18 protein-coding genes are annotated in these 25,198 nt (G+C 54.4%); 6 read left to right on the top strand and 12 right to left on the bottom strand.

Annotation, left to right across the window (positions count from 1 at the left end; translation table 11 throughout):
* Positions 1-75: 75 nt before the first annotated feature.
* The 5 genes from NHH03_RS16455 to NHH03_RS16435 form a co-directional block, all read right to left on the bottom strand.
* Positions 76-858 carry a hypothetical protein gene (locus NHH03_RS16455; protein ID WP_253158078.1) on the bottom strand — a complete coding sequence of 261 codons (783 nt, stop codon included), beginning with the start codon at positions 856-858 and terminating at the stop codon, positions 76-78.
* Positions 859-974: 116 nt separating this feature from the next.
* A complete protein-coding gene (locus NHH03_RS16450) occupies positions 975-1,517 on the bottom strand; it encodes a hypothetical protein (protein ID WP_253158077.1) in 543 nt (180 codons plus the stop codon).
* A gap of 107 nt (positions 1,518-1,624) precedes the next feature.
* Complete coding sequence (locus tag NHH03_RS16445; RefSeq protein WP_253158076.1) at positions 1,625-2,287, bottom strand: hypothetical protein; 663 nt, start codon at positions 2,285-2,287, stop codon at positions 1,625-1,627.
* Positions 2,288-2,328: 41 nt separating this feature from the next.
* Positions 2,329-5,580: an efflux RND transporter permease subunit gene (locus tag NHH03_RS16440; protein ID WP_253158075.1), complete on the bottom strand. Its 3,252-nt coding sequence runs from the start codon at positions 5,578-5,580 to the stop codon at positions 2,329-2,331.
* A gap of 11 nt (positions 5,581-5,591) precedes the next feature.
* On the bottom strand, positions 5,592-7,079 hold the full coding sequence (locus tag NHH03_RS16435; RefSeq protein ID WP_253158074.1) for an efflux RND transporter periplasmic adaptor subunit: 1,488 nt from the start codon (positions 7,077-7,079) through the stop codon (positions 5,592-5,594).
* Positions 7,080-7,653: 574 nt separating this feature from the next.
* Between NHH03_RS16435 and NHH03_RS16430 the strand changes: the two genes are divergently transcribed.
* Positions 7,654-7,872, top strand: coding sequence for a hypothetical protein (locus tag NHH03_RS16430; protein ID WP_253158073.1), 219 nt, complete (start codon positions 7,654-7,656; stop codon positions 7,870-7,872).
* A 330-nt stretch (positions 7,873-8,202) separates the two neighbouring features.
* Here NHH03_RS16430 and NHH03_RS16425 read toward each other — a convergent pair whose 3' ends face one another.
* The 3 genes from NHH03_RS16425 to NHH03_RS16415 all read right to left on the bottom strand — a co-directional run bounded on the left by NHH03_RS16425 (position 8,203) and on the right by NHH03_RS16415 (position 11,078).
* Positions 8,203-8,532 (bottom strand): hypothetical protein, encoded by a 330-nt coding sequence (locus tag NHH03_RS16425; protein WP_253158072.1) that lies wholly within the window; start codon positions 8,530-8,532, stop codon positions 8,203-8,205.
* 104 nt (positions 8,533-8,636) lie between these two features.
* Positions 8,637-10,490, bottom strand: a complete 1,854-nt coding sequence (locus tag NHH03_RS16420) for a serine/threonine protein kinase (RefSeq protein WP_253158071.1) — start codon at positions 10,488-10,490, stop codon at positions 8,637-8,639.
* Between the two features lie 6 nt (positions 10,491-10,496).
* Entirely contained in the window at positions 10,497-11,078 is a 582-nt protein-coding gene (locus NHH03_RS16415) for an RNA polymerase sigma factor (protein ID WP_253158070.1), read from the bottom strand.
* A 255-nt stretch (positions 11,079-11,333) separates the two neighbouring features.
* Between NHH03_RS16415 and NHH03_RS16410 the strand changes: the two genes are divergently transcribed.
* From NHH03_RS16410 to NHH03_RS16400, 3 genes are all read left to right on the top strand, one after another.
* On the top strand, positions 11,334-12,047 hold the full coding sequence (locus tag NHH03_RS16410) for a hypothetical protein (RefSeq protein WP_253158069.1): 714 nt from the start codon (positions 11,334-11,336) through the stop codon (positions 12,045-12,047).
* An 87-nt stretch (positions 12,048-12,134) separates the two neighbouring features.
* A complete protein-coding gene (locus NHH03_RS16405; protein ID WP_253158068.1) occupies positions 12,135-14,264 on the top strand; it encodes a caspase family protein in 2,130 nt (709 codons plus the stop codon).
* A 108-nt stretch (positions 14,265-14,372) separates the two neighbouring features.
* A complete protein-coding gene (locus NHH03_RS16400) occupies positions 14,373-17,627 on the top strand; it encodes a caspase family protein (protein ID WP_253158067.1) in 3,255 nt (1,084 codons plus the stop codon).
* A 156-nt stretch (positions 17,628-17,783) separates the two neighbouring features.
* Here NHH03_RS16400 and NHH03_RS16395 read toward each other — a convergent pair whose 3' ends face one another.
* Both NHH03_RS16395 and NHH03_RS16390 read right to left on the bottom strand, forming a co-directional pair.
* Positions 17,784-18,098, bottom strand: coding sequence for a hypothetical protein (locus tag NHH03_RS16395; protein ID WP_253158066.1), 315 nt, complete (start codon positions 18,096-18,098; stop codon positions 17,784-17,786).
* 59 nt (positions 18,099-18,157) lie between these two features.
* Complete coding sequence (locus tag NHH03_RS16390) at positions 18,158-19,906, bottom strand: TolC family protein (RefSeq protein ID WP_253158065.1); 1,749 nt, start codon at positions 19,904-19,906, stop codon at positions 18,158-18,160.
* Positions 19,907-20,155: 249 nt separating this feature from the next.
* Here NHH03_RS16390 and NHH03_RS16385 point away from each other — a divergent pair, with 249 nt between their 5' ends.
* Positions 20,156-20,500, top strand: coding sequence for a hypothetical protein (locus tag NHH03_RS16385; protein ID WP_253158064.1), 345 nt, complete (start codon positions 20,156-20,158; stop codon positions 20,498-20,500).
* A gap of 144 nt (positions 20,501-20,644) precedes the next feature.
* Positions 20,645-21,388 (top strand): hypothetical protein, encoded by a 744-nt coding sequence (locus tag NHH03_RS16380; protein ID WP_253158063.1) that lies wholly within the window; start codon positions 20,645-20,647, stop codon positions 21,386-21,388.
* 181 nt (positions 21,389-21,569) lie between these two features.
* Here NHH03_RS16380 and NHH03_RS16375 read toward each other — a convergent pair whose 3' ends face one another.
* Positions 21,570-23,723 carry a heavy metal translocating P-type ATPase gene (locus NHH03_RS16375; RefSeq protein WP_390895579.1) on the bottom strand — a complete coding sequence of 718 codons (2,154 nt, stop codon included), beginning with the start codon at positions 23,721-23,723 and terminating at the stop codon, positions 21,570-21,572.
* 1,128 nt (positions 23,724-24,851) lie between these two features.
* Complete coding sequence (locus NHH03_RS16370; protein WP_253158061.1) at positions 24,852-25,193, bottom strand: DUF3147 family protein; 342 nt, start codon at positions 25,191-25,193, stop codon at positions 24,852-24,854.
* Between the last annotated feature and the right edge of the window lie 5 nt (positions 25,194-25,198).

Raw genomic sequence — 25,198 nt, 5'->3', positions numbered from 1 at the left:
GGAGAGCGGAGAGTGTCGAGCCCGGATCTCTTTCGATCCGGGCGCTCAACTCTCAGCTCCCTCTTTGAATTACTGCTAACGTCTTGCGGGCGTTGCCGCCTGTGCCGACTTGTGGTGCTTGCAGTTTTCGTCGTCGCAGCATTTGCCAGAGGCGGCTAACTTCTCGGCCAACACATCGAAGCTGACGTTGGCGTTGAAGGTGCCGACCATGACGCCTGGAGGTGCCATGAATGCAACAACGGGTGTCGATTGGCCTGGTTTCACTCCGATCTTGGTCAAGAACTCAGCCTCGGCAGGATCGTTCGCCAACACGGTGACGACTTCGGTTCGATTGCTGTAAAGCTGATCCGCTTGAAACTGCTGAACTCCTGCAGGAACCGGGGTACCGGCGGTGGGTTGAGCGCATAGCAACACAAGCTTGCGGTTTTGCAACGCCTTTAGGATTTGAGTCTGACCAGTCGAAACGATCGCGGCAGCAAGTTGCTGCTCCGTCACCCGTCGCGGGAAAACGCTGCACACCGCGCCGTTGGGAGCGAGCGTGGCGATTGCTGGCATCGGCATCCGGGTTGCATCGAATTGTTTGACCAACGCTTGCTCGGCGGCATCGCCAATCTGCACGGGTACGAGTATCGCATCCTGCCGAATGGCCAGCGTCTGTTGTAACGTGCCGTGCATCGCTTGCGTTGCGGCATCGTTGCCGCGATAGAACATCACGAAGGCAAACTGGTTATTGGCTTCGGCCGCTTGAATCGCTTGCTCAGCAGGACTTGCCGCGTGAGCGGTTTGGTCCATCGCGAAACAAGCGGTTACCAGCGTTATCATCAGTGCGATTGTCGTTTGATTGTAAATCCGTTTCATCTTTGTCATTCCTTTTAACATTGGAGATTGAAAATTGCAGATTGCAGATTGAATAAAGACGAAGGCAGACTGGAGAGCTGTTTTTCAATCTCCAATCTGCGATCATCAATCTTCAATCACTCGTGGTCATGACCTTCGTGGTCATGGTCGTGTGCGATCGTTCCTCGGAACGATTTGCCGTTGATCGTTAAGACAAGTTTTGGATCGGCTCCTTCTTCATCTAGGTGCTCGCCGAGTTCCGCATCGGTCGAAACAAAGCGTGACGACTTGCCTTGTGGATCGTTTGCGTCAGGCGAAGCGGCCAGCTTGAATTGCTCTGGCTTACCGTCATGTTTGACGTTGATCGTAACCTCGGTCGATACGATCGGGATTTGCTCCGTCGCGGCTGCGTTGAGCACGTAGATTGTCACCGAGCCGGTGTCTTCGTCATGAACGAGTTCGGCGTGGTATTCCTCGTTGCCCAGTTCGATCAATCCACCGTGGTGCGGCCCTTCGGTGGGATGTGCGTGGCCGGCGTGATCGTCATGGTCGTCAACGGTGGCCGGAGGTGGCGACGTTTCAACGCCAGTTCCAGCGTTGGTTCCCCCGTCTTTGCAGCCGACGAAGCTGAAGGTTGCCGATGCCAGAACGACTGTGAAGAGTTTGCTTGAAAGTTTCATTGGCTTCCTCGTTGAGGGGGGTGAAGATTAGGAATTGAAAGTCGTCCGACCGCTCCGCCGGTCGGTCTCGAACATACGAACCGGCGGAGCGGTTCGGCGACTATTCGCTAGTGACTGTGCTTGACCTCGAAGCCGGTCTTGGCGAGCCATTGTTCCCAAGTCGTTGCGACCTCATGGGATCCCACTTCGATGTGCTTCCATCGCGGACAACGGAAACTCAAGTCGGCGTGGCCGGAATGTTGGGTGCTGTTCAACTCGCAGCCGAGTCCTTTTAGCATTGCTGTCAGTTCCGAAAGCTGTTCTTGGTTTTCAAGGTGCAGTGTTTTCCACTCGGTCACGCGATAGTTGACCTCTTCGACTTGGCCTGCCGCGTGACTGTGTCCGGCGTGATCGTGCGCCGCATGGTCGTGACCTTCATGCCCGGCGTGAGCATCGCCACCATGGTCCGCCGCGTGACCGTGCAGGGTCTCGAAGCCGGCTTTCTTGAGCCACGATTCCCATTGGTGAGCCAGTTGGTCGTTGGCGACTTCCATGCTCTTCCATTTTGGCGAGCGATATACCACATCGGTGTGACCACCGTGGCTGTCGATCTTGGCTTCGCAGCGGAGTTTTTGTACGGCAGCAAGGTGCTGTTGTGCCTTGGCGGAATCGTCGAAGTGCATCTCTTTCCACTGGGGCAAGCAAAATGCGATCGACTCTTCGGCACCGGCAACACTGCCAACCGACGCGAGTGCGACGAAGCACAGTAGTTTTGAAATTCGTTTCAACATCAAACTTTCCTTTTGGAAAAAGTATCCGTTCGGTTCCTGTCTTAGGTCGCGGGTTCGGAAAGGGGCTGGGAGGTCTTCGTCGTCCGTGACGGAGAAGGGTTGATTCGTTGGTGAGATTCCTCGTCTTCGGATTCTTCAAACAGAGGAATGTCGGTTTTGGATTCGTTGACAACTCGCTCAGCCGATTTCAGTCCGATCAGCCAGAACAATGCTGGGTGAACAAAGAAATCGAGTAGCGTCGAGCTAATCAGGCCGCCGAGGATCACGGTCGCGACTGGATACAGGATTTCCTTGCCCGGTTCGCCCGCCGCCATGACCAACGGGACCAAGCCGATGCCGGAAGTCAGTGCAGTCATCAACACGGGAGCGAGACGTTCGAGTCCCGCGCGAACGATCATTTCTTTCGTCCAGTCTTCGCCTTCGTGCTGCACGAGATGCAGGTAGTGGTTCAGCAACAGGATGCCGTTGCGTGATGCGATTCCGGCCAGCGAAATAAAGCCAACCATGGCGGCGACGGTCAACGTTTGGCCGGTGATGACCAACGCGGCGACCGAACCGATGAACGCCATCGGCAAAGCCATCATCACTTGCAACGAGAGGTTGACGCTGCGGAACATCGTGTAGAGCACCAAGAACACGCCGACGAGCGAGACGGCAAATAGAACGCCAATCACTCGCGAGGCCGATTGTTGGCTTTCAAACTGACCGCTGTATTGAACGAAGTAGCCCGGCGGCAGCGACTCGACGATGGGCTGGACCTTCGTTTGAATGTCTTGCACCACATCGACCACGCCGCGATCGGATACGTTGCATTGCAACACGATCCGCCGCCGAACATCTTCGCGGTTGATGGTGTTTGGCCCGCCGGACTCATAGATTTTGGCGACCGATTCCAATGGCAGCTTGCCGCCGTCGGCAAGATCAATCGTCAGGCGACGCAGTGTTTGCAGGTTCTCGCGGTAATCCTCATCCAGACGCAGCATCAAATCGAACGTGCGTTGGCCGATCAGGATTTCGGAAACGACTTGTCCGTTGAGAGCAGTTTCAATGAACTCATTGACTTCGACGGCACTGAGTCCGTAAAGCAACAGCTTGTCGCGGTCGAGTTCAATCCGAAGTTGTGGGATGATGACCTGCGGTTCGACCAGCACATCTTTCGTTCCCGGCACCGCCTTCATCGCCGCTTCCATCTCGCCCGCCTTACGTCTAAGCAGGTCGAGATCGTCACCGTAAATTTTGATGCCGATTTGCGCCTTCACTCCTGAAATCATGTGCGAGATCAAGTGAGCGATGGGTTGCTCGACCGCCGTGACGATGCCAGGAATATCCGCCATCGCTTCGCGAATCTCTTCGAGCTGTTCTTCGCGGGATCGCGGTGACTCGGGATCGAGTTCCAAAATAAACTCACTCATGTTCACGCCCTCGGCGTGTTCATCCAGTTCGGCACGACCAGTACGTCGAATGAATCCTTCGATGTCTTCAATCTCTCGCAATCGCGTTTCGACGCGGCTGGAAATGTCGTTGGAAGTCGCCAGTGAAGTTCCCGGTGGCAAGACGATGTTGAGTTGTACGGCACCTTCATTGAACGGAGGCAGAAAATCGCGTTCCAGACTCATCAGAAACATCCCTGATAGAGCGACCAGAATCGCTGTAACAGCTAAGTTAAATCGCGGCACAGTCAGACTGAAGCGGATGACTTTGTCGCCGATCCACTTAATTCCTCGCAGGACGAAACCGTCTTTCTCATGCCCCTTGAGCTTCTGTTTACCAAGCAACCAGTACGACAGCACGGGAGTTACGGTTAGGGAAACCAACAGCGACGACAGAATCGAAACGATGTAGGCGACACCGAGTGGAGCGAACAGACGGCCTTCCATGCCCGACAATGCAAACAGCGGCAGGAAGACAAGGATGACGATCATCGTTCCGAACACAATTGAGTTGCGAATCTCAATACTCGCACGGAATACCACCAACAGCGGATGCTTCGGGTTATCGCTCCCCCGGTTCTCTTTGAGTCGTCGATAGATGTTCTCGACATCCACGATCGCATCATCGACCAATTCGCCGATCGCAACAGCCAAACCGCCCAGCGTCATCGTGTTGATCGAGAGTCCGAAGATCGAGAACACGATCGCTGTCATTACCAACGACAACGGAATCGCCGTCAGCGTGATGAACGTCGTGCGAACGTTCATCAAGAACAAGAACAGAATGATGACGACCAGGATGCCGCCGTCACGCAACGCTTCAACGACGTTCTCAATCGCTCGGTCAATAAACGACTTTTGCGTGTAAAGCGGTTCGATGCGGAGATCACCTGGCAAGGAAGGCCGCAACTCATCAATCGCAGCCATCACGTCCTCGGTTACGCGCCGCGTGTCGGCGCCCGGTTGCTTGTTGATGGTAAGGATGACTGCTGGTCCGCCACTGTATTGCCCGTCTTCATCACGCACCCAGGCCGAACTATCGCCACGTTTGACTTGAGGGCCTTCGATGACGCGAGCGATCTGGCCCAGCGAGATCGGTCGGCCTTCCTTCATCGTGACGACGACCTTTTTCAGGTCTTCGATGCTCTGGACACGACCCAGACCACGAACGAGTAACTCGTTTGGCCCCTGTTCGTCCAAGTATCCGCCCGTCGCGTTCTGGTTGCTGTCTTGAACGGCCTGCTTGACTTCATGCAACGCAATTCCGAATCGCAACATCGCGTCAGGATCGACCAACACTTGAAACTGTTTGCGTCCGCCACCCATTGTGAATACTTGCGACACACCAGGGATCGTCAGCAATCGTTGGCGTACGACCCAGTCGCCGAGCGTCCTTAATTCCAGCGGTTCCGTTGCACCGTCGTTGCTCCACATCCCCAGCATCAAAATCTGGCCCATGATGGACGAGACTGGTGCTAGTGTCGGCTTGACTCCTTTGGGCATCCGCTCTTGGACGAGTTGCAACCGCTCGGCGACAATTTGGCGGTCGTTGTAGATGTCCGTGTTCCAATCGAACTCAACATAGATGACCGAGATGCCGACGCCCGACGCACTGCGAACCGCCTGCACGCCGTTGGCTCCGTTGACCGCTGTTTCGATGGGGAAAGTCACGAGCGTTTCGACTTCCTCTGGCGCCAACCCCGGTGCCTCAGTCATGATGACCACACGAGGACGGTTGAGGTCGGGGAAGACGTCGATGGGAGCCTGCATCGCTTGCCACGTCCCGAATCCCACCAGGAACAAGGCAACGGCGATCACGAGCAAGCGTTGCTTCAGTGCAAATCGAATGATTGAATTAAGCATGTTGGGGCTCCTTAGTGGTTATGTCCTGCGTGTGGATCAACTCCACCGCCAGACTTGTTTTTGAGAGCCATTTGCATTTGATGTGCGCCACGCATGGCGATGACATCGCCGGGGAACAGCGAACCGTCGTTGTCGATCACGGCGGAATACTGATCGCGGTACTTCACATGAACCGGCACACGATCGAAGTGACTGCCGTTCTGCTGGAACACGAAGGCTTCCGCTCCTTCGCTCGCCACCGCCTCGACGGGAACTACGATTTGCTCCGGCATTTCTTCGACCGGCACTCGCAACTGCATCCGCTGACCAGGGACGTAACGCCATTCGACATAGCGGTTGCCGTCGTTACGACGATCCTTCGCAACTTCGTTTGGAAGCCGAACGTAGAAGTTCAATGTGCGCGACGTGGCATCGACTTGGTTGGCCAGATACGCGATTTCCAAGCCTTCGATCACGCGGGATTCGGAACCCGGTTGTTCGATGATCGCATCGACCTTCCAACCGTTTTGTGAGGCACCTCGAAGCTGTCGAATGTCTTGCTCGAACGCGAGTCCTTCGATGAACAACTCGTCGTAGTCGGTTAGGATGCAGAGCGTTTCGCCCGCATTGACGGATTGTCCTTTGTGAACGGACAAGTCTTGCAGGATCAACGGGCCAGTGTGCTGAGAGTCCGTGTGCTTGGGCTTGTCTTGTTGAACGAAACTTGCCTGGACGAATCGCTGGGTCAATCGCAACTCGGCTTCACCGTGACTGTCGATGCTTGGTGTAAAGATTTGCAACTCTCGCAGCAGCGTTCGCTCGCGTTCGATTTGATTCACTTGATCGTCCGACAGCCCGTGCAGACGCAGCGCTTCCCGCTGGGCACCGAGATTCGCATTCAGCTTGTCGCGGGAGTATTGCCGCTCCAGCAAAACCTTGCCCGCGACCGCACCACTTCGGGTGACCTGCTCCAAACGAGCGATCTCGCGATTCTCGACATCCAGTTCACCGAGCGTGCGGACGAAATCGGTTTGTGCGTTGACGAGGTCTTCGTGAGTCAAACGAATTTGAAACAGCAAGCTTCCCGGCTCGACCGCTTCGCCTTGCACCGCGTGAACATGCGTGATGACTCCGGTCATTGGCGTGGCAACTTGGACTCGCGAACGACCAGGGCGCTCGACGACGACGGCGGGAACCGTGATCGACCGACGGAAGGTTTCCAGCTTGATCGGGCGGATTGTTTCATCGGACAATCCAATGTTGCGGATTGCTTGCTTTGACAATTCGAGCGAAGTCGCCTCATCGTGCCCAGCATGAGCCGCGTGATCGTGACCGGCATGGGGATCAGCCTCGCCAGCCGCTTCACCTTCATGCGATTCGCCGCCACCTCGGAACGAAACAGCGGTTCGATCGACCCACGCCTTCGTGGCCGGGAACCAATGCTGCCAGGTAAAACCACCGACGATCACAACGATCAGCGTGGCAAATATCCAACCCCACTTCATGGGGATTTTGGGCATACGGATTTTCATGGTAACGAAACCAACGGAACAACTGCCGGAGAAACTGATCCACGACTCGGATGCGTGTGGATCAGCGAACGGTCAACGCAAAGAAGCGTCCGCGGCAGATGAACGGTGCGCAGTTGCCGTAGCGGAACTCGTCAAGAGTTTCGGCCAGCAGCGCACCGGATCGAGGGTCGAAAGTCTTGACGACTTTCGCTACAGCACAAGGCCACTACCCTCTCATCCAATCACGGACGAGAGCGGACCATTACAGACGCCAGACTTGGGTCTTGAGGCGGAGCGGCGACTGTACGCCGTACGGATCGGGCGGCGAACCGTATTCCGTCCGAGGTGCGAACAAATCTTGCGACGACAACGATAGGCAATACGTCAACAGGGGCGACCAATCAACGGTCAACATCAACGAAATGTCGTTATCGCGTTGACTAGCAACGAAGTTGCATTCTGCTTCGTCACAAGATTCATGCGGTCCATTTGAGCCCGAACAAGGCGACTGGGAACAGGGCTGTCCGGAATCAACTTTATTCGTTTCGTCATCAAAGCATGAAGCTATGTGGCATTCGTAGGATTGCCCGTCACGATCGTGGTCGGCGTCGGCAAGACCAACCACGTGCGGAACGTCCACCATCACTTGGTCAACATCGTGGCTGTGCGTGTGACCCGCGTGAGCGTGATGCACGCAACAACCCAGCAGTGCGTGAAGCACTACGGCGGTCGTCGTCGAATAGGTGAGAAGTTTGTGAAACATGGTCGCTTTGAAGAATGCCCGGACGATTGGCATAATTAGACGAATCGTCGCAGTATTACTATCGAATTTTGTGTGGTGGGTCTACAGTGAAACTACGCAGGAAGGGCTACGCACAAGCTGTACCAATCGCGAATTGCCGAAGAATCATTGGGAAAAGTCGCGAAATCTGCTCGCAACAAATCTTGAGAACGTCATCAACTTGACCGCGACAGTGTCGCGAGTTGCGACAGCTATTTCGTTTCATCGCGGATATCAAGTTACAGGTGACGGCTTGGCGGATTGATAGAGCAGCGCTACAGGCGGATCGAGTGTCTAAGGCCCAAAACGCCGCCGGAGCATTCCAGCGGCCAGGTTGTTCCGCAGGCAAGATCAGTGCCAGTGCCCGGTGCGATGAACGTCGTAGTGACCGGGCTGGTAGTGAAAGTGATTTCCGTGACGCTGGAACGACGGGGCGTGGTAATCGAGGTGCGTGGTGTTGTGGTACTGCGGTTGATGCCACTGGATGCCGTGCGAGGGGTAGTACGTTTGGTGATGCCCCGGCACGTGGAAAGACGGCTGCGAAGGATACACGTGACCGCCGTGATGGCCTCCGCTGTGGAAGCCATGACCGTGCTGAGCCTGAGCTTCACCGCCAAAACCGAGGGTGAATGCGGCTGCCAAGGCGACGATAGGCAGCACATTTTTGGTGATCGACAACATGATTGGAACCTTTTCTCTGCGGGAGACTTTGTGAATGGGCTTCATTAAGCCCGACAACACAGACAATGCGAAAACGAGTTCGCAGCGGAAAGGGTTTTCAAGATTTATTCTTCAACATGTGAAAAAGCAACGATTTCCACGTGTTTTCCCTGCAATTGAAGTTCCTTCGTGACCGCTCGCAAGTGTTTCTGAACGACCGCATCGGGCGATTCCAATTCCGAACTTTGCCCAAACGCTCGATCGTCCTGTTCGACACGCAGTTGCCCATCGACGATGCGAAATACGGTGGCGTTCCCCAAGGCTGGCCAGTTTTTCGGTTGACCCAACATCGCCTGAACCTCTCGCGCCGAAAGCGGGCTCGCCGATTCGATCCATACCACCGCCTCGCTACCAGCCGGACCGATCAACGGAACGGCCCTCTCTAAGTCTGATGGGAAATGCACCCAGCGGGATTCGCCCAGTGGTTCAAATTCGGCAAGCTGGTTCGTTTCGCCGTCGCTGCTGATTAACCAAAGTTCGCCATGGTGATGCGCGCGTAGCGGTGCATTGACCTGAATCTGCTCGCCTGAAAGCACTGGCACCCGATTGACCAACTCGAAAGCACGTTCCTCCGCCCAGACCTTGATGTCTAAATTGCCGAAACGCTCAACCGCCTCGATCGACGGCAAACTCAAGAGCGGCTGCGCGGTATGCGTTTCCCTCTGCTGGCCGGGCCACGCCAACCATCCGACGCACAACAACGCGATCAAAGGAATTGCGAACACGGCGATACGGCCGCCATCCTTTCTGCGAGTGCGTGCCAACCAACCGTCGAGCAAATCAGCGAATCGTTGTGCGGATTCGATGCGTTCGCTCGGTCGCAATTGCATTGCTTGTTCGCAAGCTTTCTGCAAAGCCAGGGGTGCTCCCGAATCGCGAAGAGCCTGTAGGTCCCAGTCGCCACTGGCCACGGCTTCAATGATTTCGTCCGACGTCTTGGATGCGTAAGGATGGCGGCCCACTAAACCAAAGTACAACAAACCACCCAGCGAAAACACATCGTTGGCAGGTCCACGTAATCGCGAAGCATCTTCGGATTGACCGTTTGATTCTCCTGAGTCCACGAACAATTCAGGAGCCATATAAGTCAGCGTACCACCGGCATGGGCATCGCGAAGAATGGAATCCGCATCCCAGCCGTCGGTGGAATGATCGACTGCCATTCCAAAGTCAATCAGCTTGGGTTGCCCTTGCGAATCAAATAGAACATTGGTCGGCTTGATGTCGCAATGAACGATGCCTTGATCGTGCAGCTTGTCGAGCGTGCGCGATATTACAGCAACGAACTCAACCAACTGTTGCGTTGTCAGGGAATCCTGCTCGACGCGTTTTTGCAGCGTCGTGCCGCGAACAAGTTCCGAAACGATGAACGGCCGGTCACCCCAAATTCCGGCGTCAATCACCCGAGCAATACCGGGATCATTCACCGTCACCAAAAGGCGACCCTCATCAAGAATACGTTCCGCTTTCTCCGATTGATGTTTGCTGACCTTCAGTGCCAACTCGCAGCGTAGCTGCGGATGCACGACACGAAAAACTTCCGCCTGCGCACCTTCGCCTATCTTTTCCAGCACCGTGTAGTCGCCGATGCGATGATCGGCTAAATGATGGGATGATTCGTTGGAGTCGGTTGGCGGCGCTATCGACGTGTCATCCCATCGGGAAAGTTCGGTGTCGACTTTGATTTGACGAACAATGTCAATTTCAAGACTCGGATGCCTACTTCGCAAGTCGTCCACGACGTTCTCATCGCCAGCGGAAGTGCGGGTCAGATATTCCAAATAGAGCAAGTCGACTTGCTGCCCATGATCGAGCGTGCCGTGATGAGATGCCAACAACGATTCGATGCGTGCAGTGATGTCGCTCGCTGGCACCGAGTCGACTTGATCGAGCAGTTGTTGAAAATCGTTGTTAGTCATGCTGGTTCATTCAGTGCTCGTCAGTCGGGCCTTCACGAGCTGCAATGCGGTTTGTAATCGTTTGCGAAGAGTGTCCGGCTTGGTTCCTCGATCCCGAGCAACCTCTTTCCACGTTCGTCCTTCGAGTCGTTGAACGACCGCTTCCCAATCATCCGTTCCGACGATGGAGCGCACTTCCAACATCAACTCAGACTCTGCCGAAGCGGAATCGGTCGTTCCGTTGGTTCCGGCGAGCTGTCCCAGTTGAAACCTGGAATCCTCCTCGACGAAGTTTGCTTTTCGTTTCTGTGCCGATTGCTCTCGCTTCATTTCGCTGACGCGATGTTTGGCAAGCGTGAACAAATAGGCCCGCAGTTCATCTTCGGTGGCCAAGCTCAAATCGCCAGTACCACCACGTTTGAAGAACCGGCGAAAGACAGACTGCTCTACATCAATGGAATCGTGCAGCCGCCGAAGAACAGAATCTCGCATTCGGAAACGAATAAATCGTCGAATCTCGGCTCCGTACGCAAGCATCAGATCGCCCGCGGCTTCGGAACTACCCGCCCCTAGCCGGTCGACCAACGATATGAATTGGCTGTCGCTCATCTGCAGCACTCAACATTTCCAAATAATTACAGGAATCTAATCCGCCGCCGGTTTGCTGTTGCATTGTCACCTTCATGAAAACTTGACGTCGTCGCGTCTTCCCTGCGGGTGGTTGATTGTACCGCCGTGCTGGGGGGCGTACAATCAACGCCAGTGAGTTCATGACAGGTCGCCAGATCTCGCTCCTCAGGAAATTTTTTTTACAACGGACTGTCACACCATCTCCTAGTTTGCCAAAGGCACGAGGTACAGAAAATGCGTTTTTACCACATAGCTTTCGTCGCGGTTCTTGTCGCGTCGGGATCGTCCGTTTCCGTTGCACAGGACGCGAGCACAAAAGAAGCGGTCGAAGTTCGATCAAGCCTTTCCAAAGACGGCAAGACTACCCCTTGCTTAGGCGCTTGTAGTATCAATTTCCAACAAGCGCTTGGTGCTGACTTTAGCTACTTGATCCCTTTGGGAAGCCAAATCCATGCCGCTCGCGTCACACCCGACCCGGTGACCCTTGCCGTTGCCGCCAAGAGTTTGGCGGCAGCGGAGGCAGCGACTGGAAAGCAGGCGCAAGTAACATCGTCACAAGTAATGGCCGAGGCTGTTGAATTGGCGAAGTTGCGACGCGATTTGAAAGAACTGAAAGCAATCGCCCAACTGGTTTCTGATCAGTCTAAGAAGGCGGAGCTCAAACAACTTATTGAGCTTACTGAAGACTTGGCAGCTGAATCGGGCGAAGCAACGAAAGAGGTCTATGGAACTCTGACCGTTGACAACCACACGCCACACAATCTCAGGATCACTGTTGACGGAAGAGAGGTTGGACGCGTTCGGTCGGGTCGGACCGGATATTTCCGTGTTCATGCACATGGGTACGAAAACCATTTCGATGCATATTGCTTGGAAGATAACGAAGTGATTGCCCACGGAAATGTGCGTGGACACCACCACGACCTCCGTTGGCATATCGACGACTAACGGCTTGTGTTGAAATGGAAAGCACCTGCACCGAGCCCTAGTCGCAACTGCGACTAGGGCTTACCCACGTTGGAGTATGTAACGATTATGGATCGATTAACGCAAGCTATCGCTATCGCTCTGGTGTTACTGACAACAAACCAGCATTGCTTTGGTGAACGAGTCGCCATTTTGATTGGTTGTTCGAAGTATGTATCCAAAGAGATCACCGATCTTCCGGGCGCAGCGAACGATGTTTCCGCCTTCAAGCAATTGCTTGAACATGAACTCGAGTTCCAACACGTTACAGTCCTCTCCGGATGGTCTGACGACGAAGCTTCGAGGCCCACTCACGACAATATCGTAAGTGCATTTGAGCAACTGATTCACTCGGCTGAGCCTGACACACAGGTTCTGATATTGATGTCTGGACATGGAACGTATTTCCCGGTTCCCGACTCTCAAACGGATCTGCTAGACCCAGCTAATCCTGAGCCTGATGGGTTGGACGAGGCATTTCTTCCAGCCGACTACGCCTCGGGTCAGAATATGATCCTAGACAACCAAATTGGTATGTGGTTGGATCAATTGAAGTCGAAGGGAACGCACGTTTGGATCGTGTTCGACAGTTGCCATTCAGGAACGATGACGCGAAGTGCCAGTACAAACGAAGAAGTGGCAAGGTACGTTTCTCCAAAAGTGGCTGGCGTTTCCCCAGAGAAACTGAAAGCGGTCAAGAAGCGTGCTGAGTTGCAAGCGAAGCAAAACGCACTGCAAAGCCGAACATCTGGTGAGATCATTGAAAACATTCCCCGCGGCGGTGGCACCGGTAGCGTTGTCGCATTCTTCGCCGCTAAGTCGCATCAAACCGAGGCGGAGTTGATACGACCACGGGTGACGGGAATTAAACGTGGACTGCTTTCGTACCACCTGGAGCAGGAGCTTCGAGAACGGAAGGGAGCAGCCTCCTATGACGACTTGGGTCGCGCACTCATCAGCCGATACCAAACTGACGGGCGAAGAAAACCATCACCATTCTGGACCGGAGACCTCCAGCGAGAAGTCCTCGGTCTAAAGTCTTGGCCGAAACAGCGCCCGCTTTTTCTTAATCGAAAAGGCGAACAGATGTTTGTGTCCGGTGGTCAGCTCGCTGGGCTACACGCCGGAGCGATGCTTGAGGTATTTGCTCCCGGCGATAAAGAACAAACGAGTCCGCTCGGACAAGTTCGAGTACTTTCATCGAATGCCACCTCCGCAAATGTTCAGCGGACAAATTCATCGACGGACGACCCTTGGCCAGAGAACTGCCTCTGCCAGCTGTTGTCCAGCGCGACAGATACCCGTATTCGCCTTGACCTTGTCGCACTTAATGAATCAGGGCTTAAGCCGCTCGCTGACGAACGGTTGGCCAACTTAGTAAGCAAGCAAGCTGTCGAGTCTGGCTATCAAGTAGATCAGGAAGCAGGCCATTCAGACTGGGCTCTTGTTGTGCTGCAATCGAGTGGCGATGCGTTGCTACTGCCGAATCAAGAGCTTGATCTACTTGTCGCTGCCGATTCTGGATCGCAAATGCTTGAAGGTGTTCCGCACGCTCGCTTCAATGCTGATACTCTCGCAGACCCATCGAAATTTCTAGATCAACTTACAAGCGATGTTGAGAAAATCGCGAAGTGGAATAATTTGCAGCGTTTGATCGTCGCTGCTCAATCGCAAGTCAGGTCAGGTAACTCGGTGAGCATTGAAGCCTACGACACCGTTGGAAACCCCATCACCAACAGCCAGTTGCGACCTGGCGATATTGTGGAATTGAGGGCGACAAATACCAACTTAAGCCGCGACTATTGGTATGTGATCGTACAACTCAACAGCAATTTTGGTATCGGCTTGGTAGGCGGAGAGACGGGGCGCGGAATAGGTACCTTGCGGCACGCTTCTCCGAATGATCCGCCAAAAGCACAGCCTGTTTATCGCTTTCGATGCGGTGATTCTCAACCAGGCGCATTTGGAGTGGTCGTGATTGCGTTGGATACTCGCGACCATCCACATACGCCAAATTACAGCTTCCTTCGCCAGGATCGTCTAGGTTCATCGGCAAAACGAACTGTGGCCGATCCAGCGAGTACACCGTTCGAGAAACTGCTCGATGCGACTCTTTGGTCACCAGCACAGTTTCGCAGTCAGCAAGGTTTGGATAAGCCGCAAATCTTGTCATGGACTTGGACCATTTCGTCACCGTAGTACGCGAAAATAATTCCATGGGCATACCGGTTTCATGTAGAATTATAGTTTTTAGTCACTCAATGGTAGAAGCCAACCGATGCGCTGCAGCGTCAGAAGGGGAAAGTAATGAGAAAAAAAAATCCGACCGCGATATGGGTTTCTTTCCTGCTTCTGCTTGCAAGCGGCTCAAACGCGTGGAGTGATGACTCTGGCACCGAGACGCTTCCGCTGACTTCGTCGGAGAAGTTTGCGATCTTGATTGGAGTCAACTACACCCAGCGAGAAGCGGAGCTTGCGCCGTCGGGCTTAAAGCCACTCAGCAATGCTGCGAACGATGCGGTCGAGTTGTCGAAGGTCCTTACCGAGTACTACGGTTATCAGAAAGAGAACACCATTGTTCTTACCGATGGTGACGTCGCTGACGATGGAGACCCGAATGAGTCCGAGATCAACGAGCACATCAAGAAACTACGATTGCGAGTCGACCACGATGATTCCATTCTAGTTTTTTTCGCTGGCCACGCCCTGAAACGTGAACGAGCGCCCGTGGGTGAGCAGGTGGCACTCCTGCCGCTCGATATCGAGTTCGACAAGGATCGCAACCCAGTCGGTAGTGTCGGCTTACCAGATCAATTGTTCAAAGAAGTTGACGAGTTCAACTGTCAGCACACGTTGATCGTCCTGGATTGTTGCTATTCAGGTGAGATATTCAACAGCCGGGGTAAGTTCGCGTTCCAGCCAGCAAGCAAAGATGATCGCTCCGACACGTCATTGCAGCTTGAGCCCTCGTTCCAAGCGATGGCCTCCTGTCGGGATAACCAAGTGTCGGGAGACGCTCCCGATCGCGGTGGATCGAACTCTAAATTCACGACTGTTTTTTTGGACGGCCTGAAGTACCTGCCTATCCGTAACGGTCGATCGCCGGACGGTCGGGTTTGGGCGAACCGCTTGTTGACTTATGTGAAAGACGGACTCAGCGCTGACGAATCTCAGCGTCCCGACTGCCGACACTTAGGAAACCACAGTGGTGAGTTCTGCTTTACTCCCACTTTGGAAGGGCTCAATAAGTTAAATGCCGCCGCAGAGATAAGCCTCAGCAACGGAGGACACTTGCAGCTAAAGGCGATGGTAGCAAGCTGCCAAGGAAATTGGTGGTTTGATGAAATGCCCTGGTTCGTGCCAGGCATCCGTACCTATTTAATGCAGCAGCACTCAGCACGAACTCCACAAAAAAGGTCATCCGCTGAGTTTGCGCAGCTAGTGGATATTGACGAGCTTCGAGAAACGGCTGAGGAGCTTTTTCGAGATCGTCCCAGCGGCGACGACCTGCTTTCACGACGATACCGGCATGCAGAGTTGCTATTTGACATAACCAGTGCCAAAAAGCTGAAACTCGCTCTAGAGACAATCCGCGATGAGTTAACGTCACAGAAATCGGAATTGAAGGAAGAGGACTTGCATCTGCTTGCCGTCGTGCTTCACAAACTTGGAAGAGAGCACGAAGCAAAGTCAGAGTACAAGAATGCTATTTCCGCCTATGAAAAGCGGATTCTCAATTCGGAACTTGAACACTTGCCGTTCATCGCAGCGCTATGTCGTGCCGACTACGGGGAGTTTCTGACATCGGTCACTCAGCACAAAGCTGCGGCAGAGGAATTTGCCACTGCAGCGGAGATGGTGCAGAAGGTGAGTGCGAATCGAGGCTACTCCGAGTTTTTCAGAATCTATGCCATCGGACGTCAAGCGGACGCGAAAGCCGGCATGCGGGAATGGAAGGCAGCGAGAGAGCTCTTTGATACTTCAGAAAGGCTGTCAGAGGAAGTCCTTCCAGGGCACATGCTGCATGCTCACGTTCTAAACCGAAGAGCTTGGCTTCACATGAAGCGTTGGGAACTTGCGGACGCACAGAGTGACTTTGCTGAATCGAATGAAATTCTAACGAAGCATTTTACTCGGGAAGACGGAACAGAAAATCACGTCGCTCGCATCACGGCATTGCACAACCAGCACGGCATAGCGATGCTGACTCGTTTTCGAGGAGAAACCAGCAAGGCTTGTGAAGCCTATCTACAGCTTGACGCGAACGTCCATCGTCACTACCACGCGTTCTTGTCATCGGACGATCATGATCCCGCAATCCAGATGAGTTACATCGAACGCCTTATCAATACTCGCGAGCGTTTGGGGGACTGTAACTTGTTCGGTGACCCAGCAAGAATTGATCCGCTGGAAGCCTTTGATGATTATCGACGCGCAATCAGTCTCGTTCATTTGTCGTCGCCGCCGATCGACCTCAGCGAGGACGAAGCGACGGCGAGTAAAAACGACAATCGTCAAAAAACTCGCGCCATCCTGACCTACAAACAAGCTCTCACACTGTGCCTGGATTCGTCAATTCAAGATCTTGACATGGCCTACCGAATGGCGCAACGCGCCGATCAGGTTTACGAAGAAGAGGGCGGATCGAAGGCGACATCAGGTAGCTGGCAAGCACTGGGAGAACTAACCACACTAGTCGTCAAATCTGTAAAGGAAAGGATTGAAGTGTCACGTTACGACCCTGACTCGCCGTCAAACGCCGACCAGTTGCGTGACGCTTTGCTGCGTTACCGCGACATCATTGGGTCGGCTCCTCATCGAGATCAGTTGGAAATCTGTTTATTCGCGTCAAAGATGCTGCTTGACAGTTCAACGGAGGATCGGTACCAGTCCGAGCTAGACGGTGAATTGCTCCATAGCTTATGTCGACTTGCTCTGTCCGACTCTGCCGCAAATGGGGAGTTAACGCATGCCGGTGCGAGTGAAAACAAAGCCTGCGAGTACTGCTCTGAACTTCGCGAGTACTTAAGGCCCTATTACGATGCCATCATAAGAGTGCGACTGAACCCAAAAACTGCCATTCGTGTTAAGGATCTGATCGAACTTCAATCCGAAGCTACAAATGGTCGACCGTATTCAAAGCCTCTCTCGCCAGTTCCCGTACTGGCTGTTTACGAACTCGATGACGAGTTTTTTCTTTTCACCGATATCCCACATGGGATCAGCCGGTGTGATCAAATAACGGAAATGCACGATATTGAATCCATTCGTCACGCAATTGCGGGCTTCGAGAAACCGTTTCCGCTGCCACGTCAGATTCGGATAGCGGTTGCTGACTGGATCAAACGAAATAGCAAGTCACTCGACGCGGTTGTTTTCCGATCGGATTCTTACGCATTTAATGAGTTCAGCAGCAAGAATACCTACAGCGTTATGAAACCCCCGTTGCCTGATCCGGAGGCGACGAACGATTCTTTATCCGACGAGCATTCGGACAACGTTTTTTTCCCACTGACTCTCGATAGGAAGCCGAATGATAGAAAGCCGGTCCTTGAGAAGTAACGGCCTCCTGGCAATTGGAGTCCGCTGCACTCACTGGGTCGGTTTACAGACCCAAAGTCACCAGCAAACCTTTTAAAACTGCACCGGCCTAGCCCGACTTCCCCAGTTCGCTGAGTAAACACCGCGTTTTGCGGGGTGACACTCAAAAAGTTTCCACTACATTTCGATTTGATGTAGTCGTTTGGGAAGATCGAGCCCGGGTCGCTCGAGTAGAATCGCTTGATGCTCGCTGGGACGAGCGATGCATGGCTGGCGAAGTTCGATCCCCTCTTGCGTCGGCAAGACCACGTCCATCGATCGGATCTCGCCCAACTCGTCCATCACACGGCGAGGTTCAGTCCCCAGACCCGCTTGCTCACACAACCCGCCAAGTGTTTCCCACATCACGTAAGCAAGAAAACAGACCAGCAGATGTGCATCTAAGTTGCGTTTCGATGCTGTTTCTACTTTCGTTCGTGAGATTGTGCGCATTCAGCGTCGCTAATTCCAAACAGCGCAAGTTTGACGCATCTTGATTCACTCCGACTGAATCACTGCTGACTCAGTGTCAGGCCGCGAAGGCTATCGTCGCCGCTTCTATCAACGACCGCATCCAGGGCACCGGTCAGCACAAAACCATCGACGCGAGCGCGAGCTTGAGCGAGTTGTTGTTGAGAAACGATGTACTGCAAGTTTGTGTCGAAGTAGGTTCGACGTGCAATGAGGACTTGCACGAAGCTGGTCTCGCCCGCTTTGTATGCGAATTCAGCCAACTTGAGACCTTCCTCAGCGTTGGGCAGAATGTCGCTCGTGTATTGCTCGACAGCGATCAACGACGAATCGTAGGCTCGTGACACGGCAGCCAGTCGGGCCTTGATCGAATTTTGAATCCGATCGAGTTCTCGTGATGCCCGAGCGTACTCGGAGCGGGCGGCACAGATGTTTCCCTGATTCTTATTGAAGACGGGAATCGGTGCGCCGATTTGTAAGTTAATCAAACCGTTGTCGGTGCCGTTGTCCAAACCGGCGGCGAACTGCACGTCAAGGTTTGGTATCGGCTGCACTTCTTGGCGGCAGATGTTCGCACGTGCTTGATTGATGCGAGCTTGAGCCGCCTGAACTTCGGGACTCGACGCGATCATCGTGGACGCGACGCTGGGCCAATCCAGTTCAGCTTCTGCATTGGGCAATGTGCCCTTGAGCGGCATCGGTGTCAAGTTCGGATTGCCGGCCAACGCAGAAAGTTCTCGCCATGTCGCGTCGAGTTGTACTTGTGCTTGACGCAGCGCCAAACGAATTTCGTTCTGTTGCACTTTCGCTTGTACGACGTCCAGCTGCGATCCTTCCTGAGCCTCTTTGATTTGCTCTGCTAGATCAACTCCCGTGTCGGCGACCGACTGGAAATCTTGGATCAAGTTGACACGATTCTGGGCTGCCAACGCGTCGTAAAATGCAAGGCGAATGTCCGTCGTAATACGGTACTTTTGAGCTTCAAGTTGCATCAACTGGGCGCGAAGAGCTTCGTTCAGCACGTTGCGATTGAGAGCCAGTTTGTCGGCTGTGATAATCGTTTGCGAGATGAAAATGGTGTGCTGGTCGGTGCCTCGGTCGGCCAATTGTGTCGCTTGATAACCGATGGACGGATTGGCTCGCAGACCAACCTGGGCTTTGTAACCAGCCGCCTTCTGGGTCGTCGCGACAAGTTCAGCAATCGTTGGGTTGTTGGCAAGCGCGATCGACTCGATCGCTTCGAGTGTGAGTCCGTCGGTCTGATCGGCGGGTTGTTCGCTGAAGTAGTAGTCGTTGCTCATAGAGAACGGTTGCACGTCGTACGCAGCTGCTTGGCGTGGCGATTCCAATGCCATGACGTCCGCAAGCGAACCGGCATCATCGGCATCGGCTTTTTCGTCGGAATCCTGCTCTTGCCTGGCATTGGCGGCAGAGTTTTCGCTAAGCCCTTTCTCGTCCACGCCGACATCCACTTTGTCGTCAAATGCGACGGTCACCACGGGGGCATCGACGACGCCTTGAAATGAGCTGGGTATTTCGTCCGATGGGGTCGCGTGAACCGGCGCAGGCGTTCGAGTCGCTTTTGCGACGTGACTGCCAACGCTTTGACAGCCTGTCGTGAAACTCGCCGCCGAGCTTGTGATAAGGATCATGTTCAAGACCGCACGCAATCGCCGACGTCGCGATTGACGAGAACGATTGCTGGTCGGTTGAGATGCGATCACCGCATTTTCCTCCGTGAAAAAATAGACCAGCCGGTGTTTTCCATCGGCTTGAAACAAGCGAAACATCAAATCGAATCGCTGCAGTCCGTTTCATCCCACCTGATCGGGGTCCAGTGGTAACGGTTGTGCGGAAGAACTGTTGGGCAAGTCTCAGTTTGTCGTCTTAACGGTGACGCTCAGAAGTCATTCCGACGACACCTGATTGTTGAAACCTGCGTAAATCGCCGGTTTTCTGGTTTGGCACATAAGGTGCGTTAGTCAGGGTTCAGCGGCACTTGCCGTGCACCTCCCCCCAAAACGTCAAGATGAATCAGTATGAAACGCTTTCTCGCCATTGCTCTCACGTCAGGATTGTTTTCCGCCACCGGAACCGCCACCACCACTGCAGCAGATTACTTTCACGGCGGTCACCATGGATTCGGCGGCAGTCATCATGGTAGCTATCACCACGGTGGCTTCAGTCACGCGCCCATTCAAACATATCCCAACTACGGATACCGATCGAAAAATAGCGGCTATGGATACGGCCAAACGTATCAACCGCAATACCAGCAACAGTACACTCCGGCGTATCGTGCGCCATCGAGCCGACAGCACGGTGGGTTGCACATCGACATTGGACGCTTCCATGTTCTAGGCGTCGGTGGACACCATCACTAAGCGACTATGAACGAGGAACCAACAGATTTTGAATGACCGCGTAAGCTTCGTCTCACGCGGTTCGTGCGAAGAACCTCTCAGAAGCGCGGCCCGCTGGGGAGGCGGCTAAACAATTTCGATAACATTTACAAAGAGTGGAAAAACATGCCTACGCAATTCATTGCCACTGCCGCCGCTGCGTTTCTTTTCACAGTCCATTTCGCCGATTCTGCCGCTGCTCAATATCACCACGAGTACTGGTTCCATCATGGCGGCATTCAAGGGCACGCCCACGACTACCATCACGGCTTTGAATACCACGCAGGTCACTATCAAGGTTACGGAGGTCATGCTCACTACCGAGACAACGACTATCTGGGACATGGCGGGCTTGATACGTACTGCCCAGCGACTAGCGTTTGTCCCTTGCAGTATCAACTGCAATCCGAAATTGGATCGCCCTACCTAGAAGGCAGAAGTTTTCAGAATGTTCCCTTCAACAATGCACCGGCATACGACGAACGGAATTTTGTTCAGCCTGACGATCACGCTGGCCACGATCACGCCAGCCATTCGTACGACGCTCACTCGCATGGCCCTGTGAGTCCGGACGGTGCAGTCGCGCCATCTGATGGCGGCTATCTTGCACCGCCCTCGTTGCCTTCCGCTTCCACCGGCAACTTCCCGTCTCAGCAGGATCATCTTCGAGACCAGTATCCACGCGATGATTCGCGTCCGATTGCCAGCCCACCCCAATCAACGTTTGATCCACGGACTGTCGCACCGCCGAGCCGAAGCAACCAAAGCCAATTCGACACCCCGCTCTCATCGACATCGCAGAGAGATCTATCGGTCCAGCCGTCCGATGGCTCCTTTCGGATTGACACTCCTCCACCGGCATCGTTTTGAGAAAGCGCGGCACAGTCATCGGGCAATCATCAGGCCACATCGAAGTAGACTTCATCCTTTGCCTATCCGCGAATCTTCACGCCGCCCCGGAGGACCACCGCCGCAATGATTATCCCGATGACCAAGTCGGGAACCTGTGATCCTGTCTACAAGACCAGTGCTCCCGAAATGATGACACCGATCAGCTTGACTCCTCCTGGCTCGAAAGCAACCGCAGTCCATTCGCGATGACTAGCAGCGACGCTCCCATGTCGGCGGCGATGGCGGCCCACAGCGATGCCATGCCCATCAAGGTCAGCACGACGAACAAAGCCTTGATCGCCAGTGAGAACCAGATGTTTTGGCGAATGATCGCCAGTGTTCGCCGAGAGTGTCCGATCAACCACGGCAGCTTCGATAGATCATCCGACATGAGCGCGATGTCCGCCGTTTCGATCGCCGCGTCGCTGCCTGCCGCGCCCATCGCGAGTCCCAACGACGCGCGAGCAAGCGCGGGTGCATCGTTGACGCCATCGCCGATCATCGCAACATGCTCGTAACGCAAAACGAGATCCTCGACCGCCTTGACTTTGTCCTCGGGCAACAACTCCGCGTGAACTTCGTCGATACCGGCTTCTTTGCCGATCGCCTTGGCTGTGCCCTCGTTGTCGCCCGTTAGCATGACGATTTGTTTGATACCAACTTCGTGCAACGTCTTGATCGCGTCGCGGGTTTCTTCGCGGATCGCATCGGCCAGCGTGATGAAGCCGCATACGTGTTCGTCATTGCCGATTGCCACGACGGTTCGCCCGGCATCCTGCATCTCCTCAAGCTGCTGATGAACTTCCGGGGTTTCCTGTTCGCGTTGTTCAAGATAACGAAATGAACCGAGCCAATAAGTTTTCCCGTCGATGACTCCAGTCGCTCCTTTGCCTTGGATCGTCTCGAACGATTCGGCTGGCGGCATGTTCATGCCACGCTTCTTAGTCTCATCGACGATGGCTCGCGCGAGCGGGTGATTGCTGTTGAGTTCGAGCGCTCCGGCACGCGATAGCAATTCTTCTTCGTCGTGCCCGCTCATTGGAACGACGTCGATCACTTCGGGAGCCCCCTTGGTCAGCGTCCCGGTCTTGTCCATCGCGATCGCGACGAGTTTTCCCGGAAGTTCAATGAACACGCCACCTTTGACCAAAACTCCTTGGCGAGCCGCAGCGGCCAACGCAGCAACAACCGAGACGGGCGTTGACATGACCAGAGCACACGGGCAAGCGATGACCAATATCACGAGCGACCGATAGATCCAAACCGACCAAGGCTGTCCGAGTAGCAAAGTCGGAATCAGAAGGATCAAGAGGGCAACCGCCATCACCACCGGGGTGTAGATCGCGGCAAATTTCTCGACCCACTTCTCCGACGGTGCCCGCTTTGATCCGGCATCGCCGACCAGCTGGATGATGCGGGCCAGCGTTGTATTCTCCGCCGCTTTCGTGCTCCGCATTTCCAGCAAACCGTCGCCGTTGATCGTGCCTGCGAACAACTCGTCGCCGACTTGCTTTTCCACCGGCACGCTTTCACCGGTGATCGGGGCCTGGTTAACATCGCTGTTGCCGACGACGACTTCGCCATCAAGAGGAATCTTCTCGCCGGGACGAACAACAAGCGTCGATCCGACCGGAACATCAGCGGGCGGAACGTCACGGACTTCGCCGGATTCGTCGCGTAGGTGAGCGACCGGCGGCGTCAGGTCCATCAGCGAAGCGATCGCCCGCCTCGCCCGACCGATGCTCCATGATTCCAATAGCAACGACAACGAGAACAGAAATGCGACCGCCGCCCCCTCAAACCATTCGCCGATCGCGATCGCACCGACCACCGCGATCGACATCAACAAATTCATGTCGGGTCGCAAGGTAATCAGCGACCGCCATGCCTTCGGCAGCACTAAATATAGACCGGCCAAGATGCCAACGAGATAGCAAGCAATCGCGGGCTTCGCGACGGCATCACCGAAGCCGCCAGAGAGCAGATGAATCACCAATCCGATTCCGCCGAACGCACCGCTGATCGCGGTCATGATCGCCCGCTGATGGCTTGCCCAGAACGATTGTTCGTCCGATGACTGCCCAGCATTCTCCCATGTCTCGGCCTCCAATCCCGTCCGCTCGATCGCGGCCCGCACGTCACCGGCGGTAACGTCAACGCCATTCAGATCGACCGTCAGGCGGGCGTTGAGCAAGTCGAAACCCAAACGCTCATCACCACCGAGCAGTGGCACCAATTCGCGTTTGATCAGCGAGACTTCTTCGGCACAGTCCATGCCATGAACTTTTAGTTCCATGTTGTTTTCATCACTCATCATTGTCATCCTCGTCGATTTGAACTTGCTAAAGATGGTGCAAGCAGCGCACGCAACAACTGCGAACGCATACAACGACTAAAATCGCAGCCAACCAGAAGCTAGATCCCGAGTGCGCAAATCCGGAGCCGGAATTGCAAGCCGAGTTCGCCGGTCAGCAAACGAAGAGATCTACTCGCGGCTTAGAGCAGCCAAGAAGAGTGCGCAACGCGCACCGAGCGACCTGTCAACAGATCGAATGGACGAGGCTGATGCTCGAATCGAGAAACCACGACCTCCGAGAGACCAGGCGTCTCCAATTTCAGCGGAGCGAGATCCAGGGCGAGCTGAAAATCAGCAATGGTCCGATGGTTCAGCTCAAGCGTGACCTGGCACTCGCATCCCGTTTCGCAAGGGCAAGGCGAATTGGCCGGTGGAACGCCATCGTCATCGCAAGGCACGATCTGTTCACCAGAACAACCACAAGAATGATGCGCAACTGCCACATCGCTCACAAAGCGATCATCAATCGCACCCAGGCAAAACACCGGGCACGCGACAACTCGCAATGCGATAAACGATAGTAAAAGCCGCCGAAACATTGTGTTAGTAGGTCATTCTTAATGGAGAGAAACGCAGTTTATCCTAGGCCAACGCTAGTCTTGCGACAAGTCCATTTTATCGGCAAATGCGAACCGCGTTCTGCTGTCATTCCTACGGAGCCATCCGCAAATCGAGCAATTCGCATATCAACCCGCTCGTCATACGCGTGGGAAAGTCGGCTGCTAGATCAGCAGCGTGCAGAGAGTTGCCAATCGCTCGCCCGTCGTCGTCGGCCATTGGCAGACACCGAGCCGAGCAGACGCCCGATGCAAAGAGGCCAGCGACTAAAGCCGGCGTGAAGACAACGAAATCGAACGCAATCAAGTCGAACGAAAGCAAATCCAAGACACTCGGGCCGACCGGCAAAGCACCCGCACAGAAGCAATAGTGACACTCGCCGGGACGACTGCCGTCTTCCGAAGGACAGATCGGAGTGGATCGTTCTGAATCGTGGCAGTTTCCGACAAATGTAAACCCCAAACTCGCTCGAATGGCGAACGGAATCCCGCGAGAAGTCTCGATCAATACGATAGGGGCTGCCAGATTTTACGGTGAAACTTGCGGTCCGAAACGGAACCATGCTCCGATCGTCAGTGTTGCCATGACGACGCCCAGGCCAAAGCTTGGCCAGAACGATAGCCCTGTTTTTGAGGACATCGCCAGCGGCACAAAAAACGGCAATCCGAGTGGCACCAGCACCAACGTCTCGCGAGCGAGTTTGCTGATCGCGATCATGTCGTGATCTTTGTTCCAAGCCATGATGAACGCGAGAATGCTGATGATGGGCAGTGTTAGCAATAGCGCACCCAAACGAGGCATTCGCGACGACAACTCGGCCACGGCGACTATCACCGCAGCCGAAATCAACGCTTTGACGATCAACCACATCTTGC

The sequence above is a fragment of the Stieleria tagensis genome, assembly GCF_024129865.1.
GTDB lineage: Bacteria > Planctomycetota > Planctomycetia > Pirellulales > Pirellulaceae > Stieleria > Stieleria tagensis.
This window is presented reverse-complemented; position numbering and strand designations above follow the sequence as displayed.